Source organism: Sphingobium sp. C100 (genome assembly GCF_000508185.1).
Taxonomy (GTDB): Bacteria; Pseudomonadota; Alphaproteobacteria; order Sphingomonadales; family Sphingomonadaceae; genus Sphingobium.
Window position 1 is genome coordinate 30,148 of sequence record NZ_AYOY01000148.1, and the last position, 16,373, is coordinate 46,520.

The window sequence follows — 16,373 nt, forward strand, 5'->3', positions numbered from 1 at the left end:
TTTTTCCGTCCGCCGCCGGCGGTCCATGGGAATAAGGCTAATCGTGCCGGCGAGCGGCGCCAATTTGCGATTTTCGAAGCGGTTGTTCGAAGCCGCCGAACCGGGCCGATTGCTTCGGCGATGCGTGCGAAACTCGGACGACACTCTTGCTGCCACCCAGCGATGGTCAGGGCTGCCCCCCGGCAAGGGGGCAGCTTCGGCATTCTCCATTCGGTAGCTTGCGGCGATTTCGCTCGATGCCGGATGAGGTGTCGCCAACCCAAGGCGACGAAATAAGCCGTCAGTGTCGCGGCGATCAATATCCGACACAACCTGGGAGGGTGACATGAGAATCCGGACGATCGTATTTCCGACCGCCGTTAGCGTGCTGGCGCTATGCATGACTGCAACGGCAACCGCCCAGGAGGTGGCGGCCCCCACCGAATCCGACAAAGAGGTCTATGACGACGCGATCGTCGTCACCGCCAACAAGCGCGAGCAGAATCTCAACGATGTTGGCCTCTCGGTCGCGGTACTGGGTTCCGAGCAGCTTCAGCAAAAGCAGATCAGCAGCCTGCAGGATATCGCCCAGAGCATCCCCGGATTGTCCTACACCCAGGGCATTACGGGGTCGCCGGTCTATACCCTTCGCGGCGTGGGCTTTTACGAGACGTCGCTCGCCGCCTATCCGTCGGTGAGCGTGTATATCGACGAGCAGCCGCTCGCCTTTCCAGCGCTCACCCGCTATTCCGCCTACGACCTTGAGCGCATCGAGGTTTTGAAGGGACCGCAGGGCACGCTTTTCGGCCAGAACGCCACCGGCGGTGCGATCAACTATATCGCGGCAAAACCGACCGACACATTCAAGGCGGGGGCGAACGTCAGCTATGGGCGCTTCAACCAGATCACCGGCGAGGGCTTTGTCAGTGGACCGCTCGGTTCGACGCTGACGGCGCGGTTCGCCGGCCGTTTGGAGGTCGCCGATGGCTGGCAGTACAGCACGACCCGGCCCGACGACCGCAATGGAAAGGCCGAGAATTTTGCCGGACGCCTGACGCTCGCCTTCGAGCCATCGAGCAGCGTTCGCTTCCTGCTCAATCTAAATGGCTGGAAGGACAACGGCGAGACCGCGGGGGCGCAGCATATAGCGCTCCAGCCGCAGCAGGTCGGCTTCGTCCCCGTAGAGGTGACGAGTGCACCATTCACGCCGCTCAAGCCGCGCGCGAGCGACTGGTCGCTGAGCTCCTATTATTATCCCGGCCAGAAGACACCGTTCAAGGACAATTATATGTACCAGGTGGCGCTGCGCAGCGAGGTCGATGTCGGTGACATCGGCACGCTGACGTCGCTGACGAATTATGTCCACCTGCGCGAGGACTCCGGGACCGATTTCGACGGGTTCGCGCTCAACGTCTTCGAAATTCCCTGGAACAAGGGCAAGATCGATTCCTTCACACAGGAACTGCGCTTCTCCAACGGTGGAAGTGGGCCACTTCGCTATGTCTTTGGGGGCAACTTCGAACGGAGCAAAATCCATCAGGAACTCGGCAACCAATATACCTATACATCTGCCAACCTCTTCTTCGGCACCGCGTTCGGCGCGCCCTTCCAGACTTCGCTCGGGATCAGCGACCAGACGCTCACCAACTATGCGGCATTCGGCAATGTCGAGTATGACATCGCGTCCAACCTGACGATCAAGGGCGGGGTTCGCTATACGGACTCGAAGAACAAATACAGCTTCTGCGAGCTCGACGTCGAACCGCCTTACTATGCAGGTAACCTCCTGCACACCTTCGCCAATATCCTCAGCGGCAATCCCAATCTCGCCGGCGCCTATCAGCCCGGCGGATGCTTCGTCCTGAACGTCAGCACCGATCAGCCCTATGCGGCGGTCGACCCGTCGCTTCCGATCTATGCACCCGGGCGCTTCAACAGCGTCTTGCACGAAGATAATGTATCATGGCGCGTGGGCGTGGACTTCAAACCGCAGCCCGACATCCTCCTGTATGCCAACCTGTCGAAGGGCTATAAGGCCGGGAGTTTCCCGACGATCAACGGCACGATCTTTGGCCAGTATTTGCCGGTCCGCCAGGAATCGGTTCTGGCCTACGAAGGCGGCTTCAAGGCGACGTTGCTCGACCGCACCCTGCAGCTCAACGGTGCGCTGTTCTACTATGATTATAAGGATAAACAGCTTCGCACCAAATTCCTCGATCCGGTCTTCGCTCAACTCGACGTCATCCAGAATATCCCGAAATCCCACGTCGGCGGCTTCGACCTCGAGGCCACGATCCGGCCGACCCGCAATTTCACGGTGAGTGCAGCCTACACCTATCTCGACGCCAAGATCGATCGCTACACCGGGGTCGATGCCGGCGGCACGCCGGGGGTTGTGTTCGACGGAACGCGCATCCCGTTCACGCCTAAGCACCAAGTCGGCGTCAACCTCGACTATGAGCAGCCACTCGGCGGCTCGCTCGTCGGCTTTGTCGGGGCGTCGGTCAATCATCGCTCCGATACGATCTCGGTTGTGGGTGGCGACCGCACACCTGTCGCCGTCACCGGCGTCGCGCCCGGCGTCACGAAAGTATATGGAATCGATGGCTATACGCTCGTCGATGGCCAGCTCGGCATCAAGGATGAGGATGGCCGTTGGCGAGCCTTCATTTGGGGCAAGAACATCTTCAACGAATATTACTGGTCGAACGTCGTGTCGGGGTATGACACCGTCACGCGTTTCGCCGGCATGCCTGCAACTTATGGCGTGACCGTGGCCGTCAATTTCTGATCCGCAGGCCGACCCGCCCGCCCCCTTCCGGCTTGAACGGGAAGGGGGAGGGCGGTCTCGTTGCGAGCTGTTGACGGAAGCGAGATGTGCGTGTGGCGGGTCCGATCATGAGCATGCGTGAGGACGCTCGGGCCGACCTGCGATTGCGATCGATAAGGGCGCTTCGGATCCTAGCGCCAATGCGCGCGGATCATGTCGGCCGCCTTTTCACCGATCATGATGCAAGGCGCGTTCGTATTTCCCGATGTGATGGTCGGCATGACCGAACCGTCTGCCACCCTTAGCCTGTCGATGCCCCGCACCCGAAGGGCGGGATCGACCACGGCGTTCGCGTCCTTGCCGATCCGGCAGGTCCCGACCTGATGCCATCCGCAGTTGCCGACAGTTTGAAGATGCTCGAGAATATCGGCGTCGGAGGTGACGCCAGGGCCGGGCAAAACTTCGGCCTCGATGCGCGACGCAATTGGTTCGCTCGCCATGATTTCGCGCATGCGCCGGACTCCGGCGATCGTGCGCTCGGCATCGCCTGCATCGGACAGATAATTGGGCTGGAACGACGGCGCAGCCAGCGGGTCGGCCGAAACCAGGCTGACCGAGCCGCGCGATCCCGGGTTCAGGAGCACGAGCCCCGCGCTGATCCCGGGGAAGCTGTCGACCACTACTGCGCCCTTCGGATCGAAGGTGTAGGACAGCGGACGCAGGACCATCTGAAGGTCCGGACGGCCGACCTTGTCCGAACTGCGCACGAATGCCGCCGATTGCGAAGCGGAAATGGCGAGCAGGCCCCGGCGGCCCAGCAGATAGCGAATGCCGCTCAGATATTTGCGCCACCCCGAAACGTCGCGATTGAAGGAGCTGTCGGGGGTCGTGCGCCAGATCATTGGCGCAAACCAGTGATCCTGCAGATTTTGTCCGACCCCCGGGAGGTTCGAAACGGGACGGATGCCCTGCTTCATCAGGGCGGCGGCAGGACCGATGCCCGACAGCATGAGCAGGTGAGGGGAGTTCAGCGATCCGGCAGACAATATCGTTTCGCGCGCCGCCTCGATCATGCGTATCCGTCCGCGTTCGAGAATTTCCACGCCGATGGCCGTCCGGTCGCGCAGGACGACGCGGAGCACCTGCGCGTTTTCGAGAATGGTCAGGTTCTTCCGGCCCCGTACCGGCGCGACAAAGGCCGTATAGGCGGATTCCCGGCGGCCATCGCGGATCGTGTGCTGATGAAAGTCGGCGCCTTCGTAAGGCGGCGCGTTGTGATCCGAGGTCCGCGGAACGCCCGCCCGTTCGGCTGCGCTGATATAGTCCTCGATCGTCGTCGACCGGATGAGCGGGTCGCTCACCGACAAGGGGCCTTCCCCGCCATGATATTCACTTGCGCCGCGGCTGTTCGCTTCCGATTTCAGGAAATAGGGAAGGACGTCGCTCCAGGACCACCCGTCGGCTCCGAGGCGGGCCCAGCCGTCGAAATCGTCCGGGTGCCCGCGCACATACACCATGCCGTTGACCGCGCTGGTGCCGCCCAGAACCCGCCCGCGCGGCCAGAATATGCTCCGGTTGTCGGCGTTCGGTACGCCGTCGGTAAAATAGGCCCAGTTGATCGACTTCTCGAGAAAGAGGCGACCCATCCCGGCGGGAGCGTGAACCCAGAATTTGTCGGCGCTTCCGCCCGCTTCGATTAGCAGGACATTGACCGAAGGGTCTTCCGACAGACGGCTGGCAACGACGCATCCGGACGATCCGGCGCCTACCACGATATAGTCATAGCGGCTCATGTCCGGTCCTCCGGATTGCATTGAAGATTGGTCTCTCGGACACCCGACGCGCCGTCGGCGCGAGCGTCAGTCTTTCAGATACTGCTCGAAATTGTCGCCGAAATGGCTTCCGCTGCCCACCGGATCGGCGCGAACGACCGAACAGAGCATCACGGCAGGCTCGTCGCCCACCGCGCGCCAGCTATGCGTCACGCCGCGGTCGACGACGAGGTCGCCGGCGGCGAGTTCGACGCCGCCCGCCTCAAGTTCGAGGACCACCCGGCCTTTGAGAACCGCGACATAATCGATCGAGTCCGTCGCATGCCAGGCCGAAGGCTTGCCTGGTTGGGCGGTGAACAGGAGGAAGAAGCTCGAACTGTCGAAGACGCCGATATCGAAGGGGACCGCTGCTTCCGCATTGCCTTCATTGCTAACGGGGAAACGCTCGGTTCTCCAGATCACGGTGGGATCGTTTTGACAGGCAGGAATCTGATCGAGCCTGGCGTCGGAGACGACGCAGGATCTTCCTTCGCTGTCGATACCGGTGACCACCCGGCGAATATTGAACGCCATCTTTCCCTCCCGAACGAGACACGGGCGCTGCGTCGTGCGCGTCCTTCATGTCTCCATTTCGCTATCCTAGGTGGGACCTGCGGGCCTTTCAGCCCCCTGCGCGGGGGGCTGCAATTGCTCCCGCGCTTCGAGCGCGCCGAAATCCGGCTTCACGAATCGCCAAACCGGCGTAGATTTACACGGCTTTGGGGCGCTGCTAATTTCCGCTCAAAATGGGTGTAAAACCCTGGATCGAGGAGAGGCGCGATGAGCATCGGTCAGGGGCTGCGGGGCAGCCCGGCATCCCGGCCATTCGAGGTGGCTCGCCCCCAATATGGCATTTCGAGCTTGCTCGCTTCGCTGGGCAACGCTTCGTTCGAGGGCGAACTGTCGCGGCTCGTGACCGATATGCTCGGCTCGAACGAGATGCATATCTTTCGCATGCCAGCAGATCGGCCGGCCATGATTGCATCCATTTCATCCGATGGCACCCGGGCCGCCGAACGCCAGAGCGCTACCTACATCGACAAGCGGGTCTGGCATTTTGATCCTGCGATGCAATCGATCGCGGCCGAGACATCGCCAGCTCCATCGATCTTTCGCCTGAACACTTGCGAACCCGGTTCTAACGAGCTGAAATCCTACTATGACGCAGTGGACATGCGCGAGCGGGTCATGGTCGTTGGCGACGGACCGGAGGAACGGATGTGCCTCGCCGTCACGCGGCGGGGCCAGGCGGGTCATTTTCCACTGGAGCAGGAATATCGCGTTCCGCTGCTCGGCGAGCTCGCTTTCCCCCTGCTGATGCGCCACTACTCGGTTGCGGCAGAAAAGCGCGGCCTGTCGCGGGCCCTGACCTCGCTCCCGCTGATCGAAAGATGCCTGTCGCTATCAGGCGAGATTTTTCCCAAGCGCGAAGCGGAAGTTGCCGCGCGCATCATCTACGGCGTCTCAGCCGAAGGGATTTCGCTGGATCTGGGAATCGGAATCGAAACGGTGATCTGTTATCGGCGGCGTTTCTACCAGCGCTTCCGGATCAGCTGTTTTCGCGAACTCGTCGTCTGGTATCTGGAGCTTTATGGCCGGGTCCGCGGGCTCGTTGCCGAACATTGATGCTCTGACTCGCTGATCGTTGCCGCGTGGAGCCTGTCCCCAAGGAAGGGGACGGCGCAACCGATCCTGCGCGCCTCTGCCATATCGAAATATGGAGATTTATGATGAGTATGAGTGTGCTTGATGTTCGCGATCGTCTCTGCGTCAAGCGGGGCCGGTTCTTTATCGATGGGGCATGGGTGGACATCGGCGATGGGCGCTATGACCCGATTCATCCCTCGACGAACGAGGTCGTGACCGACTGCGCCGAAGCCGAGTGAGCGGAGATCGACGCACCCGGGGATCGACAAGGTGAGCTTTACCGGAAGTCCCGTTGTCGGCGAAAAGATCATGTCGACCGCAGGCCGCAACATGAAGCGGCTGACCCTGTAATTGGGCGGCAAGAGCGCCGCTCTGGTCTTTCCCGACACGCGTGACGTCCGGACCGCGGCGCGCAATCTCATGGGGCTTTGCTCGACCTTTCTTTCCGGGCAGGTCTGCTCCACGCCAACGCGTGCCGTCGTCCACAAGTCGATCCTCGACGAATTCGTGCATCACGCCGCAGAGCAGGTACGCGAAGTGAAATTCGGCGATCCGTTCGATCCCGCCACCACCTCGGCTCCGATCATCTCGACAACCCAGATGTCGAAAATCCTCGTCTATATCGCGAGCGGAAAGGAGGAGGGCGCGCGCCTCGTCTGTGGTGGCGACCAGCCGGGCGGCGAGCTGGCACAAGACAATTGGGTCAATCCTGCCTTGTTCGTCGATGCCGGCAATCACATGCGAATAGCGCGTGAGGAGATTTTCGGACCCGTGCTCTCCGTCATACCGTTCGAGACTGAAGAGGAAGCCGTCCGGATCGCCAATGACAGTGACTATGGCCTGTCGGGTGGCGTTTACACCGCCGACCTGACGCGCGCCTTTCACATCGCGCGGGCTATGCGTACCGGCTCGGTCGGCATCAACGGCTATTCGGTCATGCCGAATTCGCCGGCTGGCGGGATCAAGCGATCAGGAGTTGGTCGTGAAGGCGGCTGGACGACGATCGAGGAATATACCGAGATCAAGACCGTCATGCTCAACATGGATGCATGAGGTCATCCGGCTGATTGTTCGCAGGCGTCAGCCCCCGAAGCGTAGTGCATCGATCAGCGCCGCGAGGGCAGGGGGCTGCTGCCGGCGGCTCGGATAATAGAGGTGATACCCTTCGAATGTGTGCCGCCAAGTCTCAAGAACCTCGACCAGCCTTCCGGCATCGAGGTGAGGGCGCGCCCATTCGGCGGGGATATAGGCCAGCCCGAAGCCGGCGAGTGCGGCGTCGAGCATCGGCGCAAGACTGCTGAAGACCAGGCTGCCGGCGACTTTGATCTGCTGCTGTTGGCCGGATTTTTCGAATGGCCAGTGGAAGAGGGCGCCGTGCGTCGGCAGCCGCAGGTTTATGCAGTCATGGTCTGTCAGGTCGCGGGGGCTCGTCGGCGCCGAGTGGCGCTCAAAATAGGCTGGCGCGCCAACGACGGCCATTTGAACATCGGGGCCGATGCGGACCGCAATCATGTCCTTCGCGATGAGCCCGCCCCGACGGACGCCGGCATCATAACGATCGCTGACGATATCGATGAGGCCATAATCCGTGGCAACCTCGACACTTATATCAGGATAATCGCGCAGGAATTTTTCCAGAGCCGGCCAGATGATGCTGCGCACGGCATATTCGTCCGCAGTCAGCCTGATCGTTCCGGCGGGCTTGTCGCGCAATTCGCCGAGCTGCGCGAGACCTGTCTCTATTTCCAGGATTGCCGGCGCGGCAAAGCCTAGCAGTCGTTCCCCCGCTTCCGTAGCCGAAACGCTGCGCGTCGTGCGGGTAAGGAGGCGGATGCCAAGCCGTTCCTCGAAGGTACGGATCGTCTGGCTGAGGGCGGACTGCGAAACGCCGAGCCTTGCGGCGGCGCGCGTGAAACTGCGCTCTTCGGCAACGGCAATGAACGCTGACAGTTCGCGCAGATTGTCGCTCGCCATTCCTGCCCTCCTCGGGAGCATACCGTTTGGCACCGGCGGGATGCTCGCGCAGGGAGGCCCTGCCGCTCGCATTCCGTCCGCTGCTTGCCAGCTAGAGATTGTCGTTGAAGAACGTCGCCAGCTTGTCGGCCGCCTCGGCCACGGGTTCCGGGTGGTCGTAGAGGTCGTAGTGACTGGCGCCCTTCACGACATGGATATTCTTCACGTGCGAGCGGGCCCGGTCGAACAACTCGAAGCCGTCGCGATAGGAGCCGAAGCCGCCGGGAACGTCGCCGACGATAATCTGCAGCGGCTGCGTGAGCAACTGGTCGGCGAGATGGAACGCGTCGAAGGCCATCGCGGCGCCGAGCGGCGCGAAGCGCAGCTTGTTCGGCGAACCCGCTGCGGCACCGCGGGGCGTCTTATAATAGTCGATCGCCTCGCGAAGGTCGATGTCGTCGATCCCGGCGGCCTCGCGTTCCGCCTGCGAGTTCGGGATATAAGTGCCGATGAGTGCTTCCCCGCCGCGTGCCTCGGCGCTGCGCTGGTTGGCTATTGCCTCAAGCGTGCGGATTGCCGCGTCGGGAGACAAGTCGCCCTCGCGCAGGATGCGCCCATAATTTGCGGCGACCACCGATGCAACGGCCTTGAAACGGCGCTCAGTCATGGCCGCGTTCACCGCATAGGCACCGCCGCCGCAGATGCCCATCACGCCGATCCGGGCATCATCGACATAGCCAAGCGTCACCAAAAAGTCGGCGGCGCAGCGAAAATCCTCGACGCGCGTCGCGGGGTCTTCGGCGAAGCGCAGATTGCCGCCGCTAGCACCTTGGAATGAGGCGTCGAACGTCAGCGTTACATATCCCTCTTCGGCGAGCCGGCGGGCGTAGATGCTGGCAGTCTGCTCCTTGCAGCTGCTGATTGGGTGGGCGACCACGACCGCCGGATAACGGTGCTTTTCGTTGAAGTCGGGCGGGAAATACAACTGACCCGCTACATCCCAGTCGCGGTTCCTGAAGGTCACGTCTTTCATTTCTCTCATCCTTTCTTGCTGCCCGATGAGCCTGTCCGCGGGCTTGCGGAGGATCGGCGGAGGGCATGCAGCGAATATGGACGCGGGTCGGGCTTGCGATAATCCACTATAATTGGGATGAAGATATTAGAACAGCTTATGAATAGTTTGATCCTTTGCCGTCGGCTGCCATGGCGCCGAAGACCATTCCGCGGCGCAAGAAAAGCAATGCCGCCCCTGGTGTCCCACAAGAACAACGCCTGTATCCGGCTTCCTGCGAGGGCCGGAGGCCGTGGTATCTGGACCTCCCGGCGCGTTCACGGCACGCCCCTGATCAGGGGGTTGAGGCGCCCGAGCGGCCGAACCTAACAACATTCCAACGATGCGGACTTCGCAGCGGAACAATAATGAAGATATCCGGAGGCCAACAGCCCCGGAATCTCGAAAATCATATTGGGAGGGTTCTGGTGGCATTTGACAAGTCATTCTTTCTGGCGAGCGCGTCGATCAGCCTCATGGTTCCAGGGGCTGCATTCGCGCAGGCCGCGAGCGACGGCGGTCACAACGGCTTCGGCACCGGCGAAATCGTCGTCACGGCAAACAAGCGCGAACAGAAGCTCAGCGACGTCGGGGTGACCGCGACCGTAATCAGCGGGGATTCTCTCCAGCAGCAGGGCATCAGTTCGCTGGAAGAGGTTGCCAACCATGTGCCGAGCCTTTCCTATGCGGCCGCCCCGAACGGTACACCCGTTTACACGCTCCGCGGCGTCGGTTTCTATGAATCCTCGATCAGCGCCTATCCATCGGTAAGCATCTATGTCGACGAGGTGCCGCTGCCTTTCCCGATCCTCAGCAACCATATCACATTCGATATCGAACGCCTCGAGGTGCTGAAGGGACCACAAGGCACGCTCTTCGGTCAGAATTCGACCGGCGGCGCGATCAACTATATTGCGGCAAAGCCGACCGACACTTTCCGGGCAGGCGGCAGCCTGAGCTATGCCCGCTTCGACCAGGTGGACGCCGAAGCTTTCGTGAGCGGACCTCTCGGCGAAAAGCTGAAAGCCCGTCTGGCCGGCAGGGTCGAACTGGGCGATGCGTGGCAGCGCAGCGAGAGCCGGCCGGGTGACCGGAATGGCAAGACGCGCAACTATATGGGCCGCTTCCTTCTGGCATTCGAGCCGAGCACGAGCGTTCGGTTCCTGCTCACCGTCAACGGCTGGAAGGACAAGAGCGAGCCTCTGGCGCCGCAGCACATTGCCCTGCAGTTCCAGAATGAGGCGCTGGGTGTCCCTTCGGGCTTTCCGGTGGGGGCATTCCGACCGGCGCAGGAGCTCGAGGCACCATTCTCGTCGCTCGGTCCGCGCGACGCGGATTGGTCGACGCGTTCAACCCTCTTCGATCACAAGACGCCCTTTGCCGACAACGACATGCTGCAGGCATCGCTCCGCGCCGATATCGATGTCGGCGACTTCGGGACATTGACGTCGCTCACCGCCTATACGAAGTTCAACCAGAGGCAGGGCAATGACTATGATGGCCTGCCGATCAATGGGCTCGACGCGCCGCTGATCCTCGGCGACATCAAGACGTTCACGCAGGAACTCCGCTTCGCCAACGACCCCCGAAATCCGTTCCGCTTCGTCATCGGGGGAAATTACGAGAAGGACAAGGTCTACCAGCAGCTCAACACCAACTTTGCCGAATCCTCGGCGTTCATCGGATACGGGACCGTCTTCGGAACGCCGATCACGATCAATACGATTGATAATAATCAGGCGATGCGCGCCTACGCCTTTTTCGGGAACGTCGAATATGACGTCGTCGATGCGCTGACTCTCAAGGCTGGCGTTCGCTACACCAACGCGCGCGATCGGGCGACGACATGCCAGACCGATATTCAGGGTCCGCAATATTATCTCGGAAACCTGTTCGCGGTCTTTAGTCCGCTGCTAGGCGGCCCGGCGCGGGGGCCCTATCAGCCGCGCGAATGCTTCGCGCTCAACCTTGATCCCGAAACCTTCCTGCCGGTGGTCGACTATCTGCCGTTCGCTGCGCTTGGCGAGTATCGCGACACGTTGAGCGAAGACAATGTGTCGTGGCGCATCGGCGCCGACTTCAAGGCATCGCCCGACATCCTCCTCTATGCAAATGTCTCCAAGGGCTACAAGGCAGGCAGCTATCCGGTGACCGCCGCGACTACCTTCGGACAGGCGGTTCCCGCAAAGCAGGAATCGGTCTTTGCAGTGGAAGGCGGGATCAAATCGTCGCTTCTCGACCGCCGCCTGCAACTGAATGTCGCGGGTTTCTATTACGACTATCGCGACAAGCAATTGCGCACGAAGCTCAACGATCCGACGTTCGGCCAGCTCGACGTCCTGCGCAACATCCCCAAATCGAGTATCAAAGGGGTCGAGGTCGAGCTGACTGCGCGGCCGAGCGACCGGCTGACGGTCAATGCCGCCTACACCTTCCTCGATGCCAAGGTCGACCGCTTCGTCGGAACCAATGCCGGCGGCGAAACGGGGATCGATTTCGCCGGTACGCCGATCCCCTACACGCCCAGGCACCAGGTTTCGGTTGGCTTCAACTATGATCAGCCCCTGTCGGGCGATCTTGTCCTCTTTTCCGGGGCATCGATCAATCATCGCTCCGGCACGATCGCGACGCTAGGCGGCAATACCAATCCCTCGACCGTTTTCGCAAAGGCCGTCCCCTGCGTCTATTGCATCGATGGCTATACGACGATCGATGCACAGCTCGGAATCCGCGACGAGTCGCAGGGATGGCGGGCGTTTGTCTGGGGCAAGAATATCGGCAACGAATATTATTGGACCAACGTCGCGGCCGGCTACGACACGGTCGCGCGCTTCGTCGGTCGGCCCACTTCGTACGGCGTGACCGTGGGATACAGCTTCCGTTGATGGGCAGGGCGACGATCCGTCCCGCCGACCGCGCCGACCAAGCATGACATGGGAGAGTGAACGATGGCAATGAAGCTTCTTTGGCAGGCCGAAAACCGGCCGACGGATCCGAGTTTTATCGGCATTCCTGAAACATATGGGGCAATGGTTGAATATGCCCGGCAAGTGGCACGTCCTGACACGATGATCGAGCTTCGCTACATGGAAGATGCGCCGACCTATTTCGCGAACCAGATGCTCTATCCCCGCACTCTAACGAAAGTGCAGGTGATCAACAGGGTGGTGGATGCCGAGGCGGAAGGTTTCGACGCCGCGCTGGCCGGCGTCTGCATCATCGATGCCTATTCGCAGGAATGCCGGCAGGCCGCCAGCATACCGGTCGTGGGAGGCGCGGAATCGGCTATGTTCCTTGCTCAGCTGGTGGGCAAGAAATTCGCATGGATCACGATCGCGCCCTCCTTCATCATGCCCTTCGAGACGCATATGCGGCTTCATGGCTGGGAGCAGCGTGCGATTTCGCACCGTCCGGTGCGCGCCCTCGATCCCTCGTGCTGGGGCGCGATCGTCGATGCGGCCAACGGCAACTCCGCGCGCTGGATCGAAATGTTTGACGAAGCGGCCTTGCAGTGCGTCGAGGATGGTGCCGACACCATCATTTGCGGATGCAACCCCGGCGGCGCCCTGCTTCATCTTGCCGGCTATCATGAGGTTCGCGGCACCGGCGTTCCTGTCATCGTCGGACCGGCTGCAATGGTGAAGCTTGCCGAAATGATGGTCGATCTTCGACGCAGCATCGGGTTGACGAAGTCCGAGGGCGAAATGGGTGCCTATCGCTCGACGCCCGCGCCTGTGCTGGAGGAGCTGCAGGCGATGGGGCGGCAGATGATGCGCACCGCACCCAATCTGAAGGATGTTGCCGGGGCGAGCTGACGCGCGGCCTCGTCACTGAGCCAGCCCCGGCGCTGCCACCCGCAGAGGGGGCATTCGTCGCTGCGTGGTCGTGCTATCGCTGCGAAAGGTCCGAAGAGAGCCTGGGGATGCAGGAGGTGGCGTGATGAGGTCCGACCTCGAACTCGTTGGCCGCGGCAGCGCTTCGGCGGCCGGTTCGATGTCGATGCCCGCAGCGCCATTCCGGCGCTTGCTCGACGCGATCGGGCGGCCGGTCTTCTATTCCGAACTCGGAGCACTTTTCGGTGAGATCTGGGGCGCCGAACATGTCCATTTCTGGTTGTTCGAAGGCACCAAGCCGAACATTCTGTCGGGCTTCAGCGCGGATGGCAGCGGTTATGCCGAACACCTTGCGACGACCTACATGGCCCGGGAACTATGGCACCATGACACGGCGATGTCCGCCGGGAGCCAGATCGAGGGCGATGTTCCCGCCCTTTTTCGGCTCGACACAACCCGCCCCCTGTCGTCCGAGATCCGAAATTTCTACACGGGTGCGCATATGCGCGACCGTCTCGTCATGTGCGGCCGGGAGCGGTTCGGGACGCTGGGCATCAGCCTGGTCCGGTCAGGCCGAGCGCCGGGGCCATCTGCGGAAGCCACCTCTCCGATCCTGCCGGTGTCGGACGCGATTTTCCGGATGCTCGTCAGACATGTCGAAATCTGCGCGCGGGACCGCAGCTTTCTTCGTGCGTTCGCATCGCTTGAGAAAATCGAGGAAATCCTGGCGCGCGCGCCCGATCGAATGCCGAGCCGCCAGGCGCAGGTGTGCGCTCGATTTCTTTACGGCTTGAGCGCGACCTCGATCGCCGCGGACCTCCACCTGTCCCCCGAAACCGTGCTTTCCTATCGCAAGCGCCTGTATCAGCGTATGGCGATTTCCTCGCACCGTGAACTAATGCTCTGGTATCTCGAGCTCCATACCGATCTCGCCGAACCCGATCATGATGCTGCCTGCCTTCGCCACTGACGAACGCGGACCATCGTCGAAGATCACGCCCCTGATCGGGGGCTGTCTGCCTGCGGGCGTCAATCCTAGGCTCGTCTCTCGATAACAGAAACGAGCCATGCGGAGCGGACGTGTGATGATCTTGTCATCATCCGATCACGCGAGTGGCTCCCTGGAGATGGGCAAAGTGGGCAGATTGCCGTCGGGTTTCGAAAAGTTTGAAGAGTTTGTGTACTATTGGGACGTCGATACGTCCGACGTGCGCTGGACCCGCCGCGCTGCCGCCGGATATGACGAGATCCTCCGCTTCTACGACGCTCTTACACCGCGCATGGAAGAAGAAGCGACGGTTTATCCAGCGATATCCACTCCACGCAATGTCGGCGGATGCCGCCTGCCTCTTTCGCCTGCTCCTTGCCCTGACGCAGGCGGCGATTGCCGTCGAACTCCATCAGGCGTCGCGTGTCGGCGAGTCAACCCCACGAAGCGCGGCGGTTGGTCGAGCGACATCAACTGGGTCTTCCCGAACTGGCACATCCAGATCGCCGCAAGCCGTTTCTGGACGCACGAGTTCTGGCCTCGCACGCACAACAGCTCAAGTTGGGAGGCTCGCTTCTATCAACCAAAGGTCACGACTGTGCGCGAGCGCCTCCAACTCGAGCATTTCACCGCTACGATCGCTGACGCCTTTCTTGAGGACTTAGCGAATATCGAAAGCACGCAGAGCGGTATGGAGTGCGGCGCGAAATCCTTCGTCTATCTCCATGAGAGCGAGATTCTGATCCGACATCCGCTCGAACAGGTCCAGAAATGGACGCACGCGACTTGTGTGGACGAGGCGCTGCGCTGATCCATCGGAGGAGGGGGCGAAATTGCCCCATCACATGGGGGCATCGATCATTAGTGGCGACTGTTAACCCACCGAATAGGTTCGCTGCTTCTGTCGGGAGTCGGTCGGCGGCGATCACGAACTCGAAAATTTGCAGTTGAGCCCGGCGTTCGCGATTGGGCCGAAATGGAGAGACACATGGCGGGAATAAATGGCAAGTCGATCATCGTTACCGGTGGCGCCAGCGGCATCGGTGAGGCGGCCGTGCGGCTTTTTACGAGCGAGGGAGCGCTTGTTACTTTTGCCGACATCAACGGGGAAAAGGGCGGTGTCCTTGTGGACCAACTGACGGGCGAGGGGTTCCAGGCGCAGTTCGTACAGGCAGACATATCGAACGAAGCCGACGTCCGGGCGATGGTAGATCAGGCGGTTGCGGGCTTCGGCCGCCTCGACGGAGCGTTCAATAACGCTGGCATCATCAATCAGCCCGGCCTGCTCGCCGACATGTCGCTGGACGAGGTACAGCGAGTTTTCGGGGTCAACGCCTTCGGCACGTTCCTTTGCATGAAATATGAGATTAAGGCGATGCTGCGCTCGGGCGGCGGCTCGATCGTCAACACGACGTCGGTGAACGCCATCATCTATGACACCCAGCTCGCCGCCTATTCGGCTTCAAAGCATGCCATCAACGGGTTCACGCGCGCAGCGGCGGTCGAATACGGCGAGCACGGCATCCGGGTCAACGCGATCGCGCCCTCGGCAACGCGTACGCCGCTCTACGTCGAATATATTGAGACCCATCCGGAATATGCTCCCGTCCTCGAAGGCGCCCATGCGCTGCGCCGCGTCGCGGAGCCAGACGAACAAGCACGCGCCGCGATGTGGCTGCTTTCCGACGAGCCGTCGTTCGTGACCGGCGTCAACCTACCGGTTGAGGGTGGCTACACGTTGTTCTGATCTCCGCCTGCGAGGTGCCCCCTCCCAGGGGGCTGCGTGGGTAGGCCCGTGGCTTAGTATAATGTTGTTCTCCATGCACACACATCGAGGAGGCTCCGATGGCCGCGTCAGATCGATCGGCAGGTGGCGGAAATGGGATCTCTGCCGACCTCGTGCCGGGGCTCGACCTGTTCGCAGCGGCATGGCTCGAGAAATTCTGCGAGATCGGTGGATCGGTTAATATGGGGTCCTATGGCAAGGCGACGTTTGGCTGGGCCGAATATAGCTGTCGCCGTTCTACAACGAGCCATCAGCGGAACTCTCCGAGGCCGACCAGCGGTGCGAACATGCCTTTCGCGGTGCCGATTATAGCGGACAGAGCGGGGCTTTGATGGACCCGCTCGAAACGCTGCCGTAAGGGGCCAAAGCGGGAAGGCGCATATGCGTCTCCACGGTATGCGCCATTATATGCGACTAATCGGCCCGCTCCCGCCGGCGAACTGAGAGGCGCACCGCAGTGCCGACATCGGACAATGGTCCGAATAATGTTTCTCGCCGCTGACCTGCCCCCCCGGAATGTCCCTCGATCTGATGTAGAGTCTTCTCTGATTGGGG

At 61.4% G+C, this 16,373-nt stretch carries 12 protein-coding genes and 1 pseudogene; 9 read left to right on the top strand and 4 right to left on the bottom strand.

From position 1 onward, the window contains the following. Positions 1 to 379 precede the first annotated feature (379 nt). Positions 380 to 2,770, top strand: coding sequence for a TonB-dependent receptor (locus tag C100_RS37050; protein ID WP_037530518.1), 2,391 nt, complete (start codon positions 380 to 382; stop codon positions 2,768 to 2,770). A gap of 170 nt (positions 2,771 to 2,940) precedes the next feature. Here the strand turns inward: C100_RS37050 and C100_RS37055 are convergent, their stop codons facing one another. Together C100_RS37055 and C100_RS47565 are read right to left on the bottom strand one after the other, a co-directional pair. Beyond that, a complete protein-coding gene (locus C100_RS37055) occupies positions 2,941 to 4,542 on the bottom strand; it encodes a GMC family oxidoreductase (protein WP_024020139.1) in 1,602 nt (533 codons plus the stop codon). A gap of 66 nt (positions 4,543 to 4,608) precedes the next feature. Continuing rightward, on the bottom strand, positions 4,609 to 5,094 hold the full coding sequence (locus C100_RS47565; RefSeq protein WP_024020140.1) for a cupin domain-containing protein: 486 nt from the start codon (positions 5,092 to 5,094) through the stop codon (positions 4,609 to 4,611). 327 nt (positions 5,095 to 5,421) lie between these two features. Here C100_RS47565 and C100_RS37060 point away from each other — a divergent pair, with 327 nt between their 5' ends. From C100_RS37060 to C100_RS37065, 3 genes and pseudogenes are all read left to right on the top strand, one after another. Next, on the top strand, positions 5,422 to 6,186 hold the full coding sequence (locus C100_RS37060) for a hypothetical protein (RefSeq protein WP_152536470.1): 765 nt from the start codon (positions 5,422 to 5,424) through the stop codon (positions 6,184 to 6,186). Between the two features lie 104 nt (positions 6,187 to 6,290). After that, positions 6,291 to 6,446, top strand: a complete 156-nt coding sequence (locus C100_RS48625) for a hypothetical protein (protein WP_161633915.1) — start codon at positions 6,291 to 6,293, stop codon at positions 6,444 to 6,446. A gap of 19 nt (positions 6,447 to 6,465) precedes the next feature. Beyond that, positions 6,466 to 7,260 (top strand): annotated as a pseudogene (locus C100_RS37065) (aldehyde dehydrogenase family protein); the annotation flags it as partial. 27 nt (positions 7,261 to 7,287) lie between these two features. Here the strand turns inward: C100_RS37065 and C100_RS37070 are convergent. Then, a complete protein-coding gene (locus C100_RS37070; protein WP_024020143.1) occupies positions 7,288 to 8,181 on the bottom strand; it encodes a LysR family transcriptional regulator in 894 nt (297 codons plus the stop codon). A 91-nt stretch (positions 8,182 to 8,272) separates the two neighbouring features. Further along, positions 8,273 to 9,193: an alpha/beta hydrolase gene (locus C100_RS37075; RefSeq protein WP_024020144.1), complete on the bottom strand. Its 921-nt coding sequence runs from the start codon at positions 9,191 to 9,193 to the stop codon at positions 8,273 to 8,275. A 446-nt stretch (positions 9,194 to 9,639) separates the two neighbouring features. On the opposite strand from C100_RS37075, the gene C100_RS37080 reads away from it, so the two are divergent. From C100_RS37080 to C100_RS37100, 5 genes are all read left to right on the top strand, one after another. Further along, positions 9,640 to 12,096 (top strand): TonB-dependent receptor, encoded by a 2,457-nt coding sequence (locus C100_RS37080; RefSeq protein ID WP_161633916.1) that lies wholly within the window; start codon positions 9,640 to 9,642, stop codon positions 12,094 to 12,096. A gap of 144 nt (positions 12,097 to 12,240) precedes the next feature. Then, complete coding sequence (locus tag C100_RS37085) at positions 12,241 to 13,026, top strand: aspartate/glutamate racemase family protein (protein ID WP_152536471.1); 786 nt, start codon at positions 12,241 to 12,243, stop codon at positions 13,024 to 13,026. 124 nt (positions 13,027 to 13,150) lie between these two features. Beyond that, positions 13,151 to 14,014 (top strand): helix-turn-helix transcriptional regulator, encoded by an 864-nt coding sequence (locus C100_RS37090; protein ID WP_024020147.1) that lies wholly within the window; start codon positions 13,151 to 13,153, stop codon positions 14,012 to 14,014. A gap of 115 nt (positions 14,015 to 14,129) precedes the next feature. Further along, a complete protein-coding gene (locus tag C100_RS47570; protein ID WP_024020148.1) occupies positions 14,130 to 14,843 on the top strand; it encodes an RHO alpha subunit C-terminal catalytic domain-containing protein in 714 nt (237 codons plus the stop codon). 177 nt (positions 14,844 to 15,020) lie between these two features. Beyond that, positions 15,021 to 15,779, top strand: a complete 759-nt coding sequence (locus C100_RS37100; protein ID WP_024020149.1) for an SDR family NAD(P)-dependent oxidoreductase — start codon at positions 15,021 to 15,023, stop codon at positions 15,777 to 15,779. Positions 15,780 to 16,373: the final 594 nt, after the last annotated feature.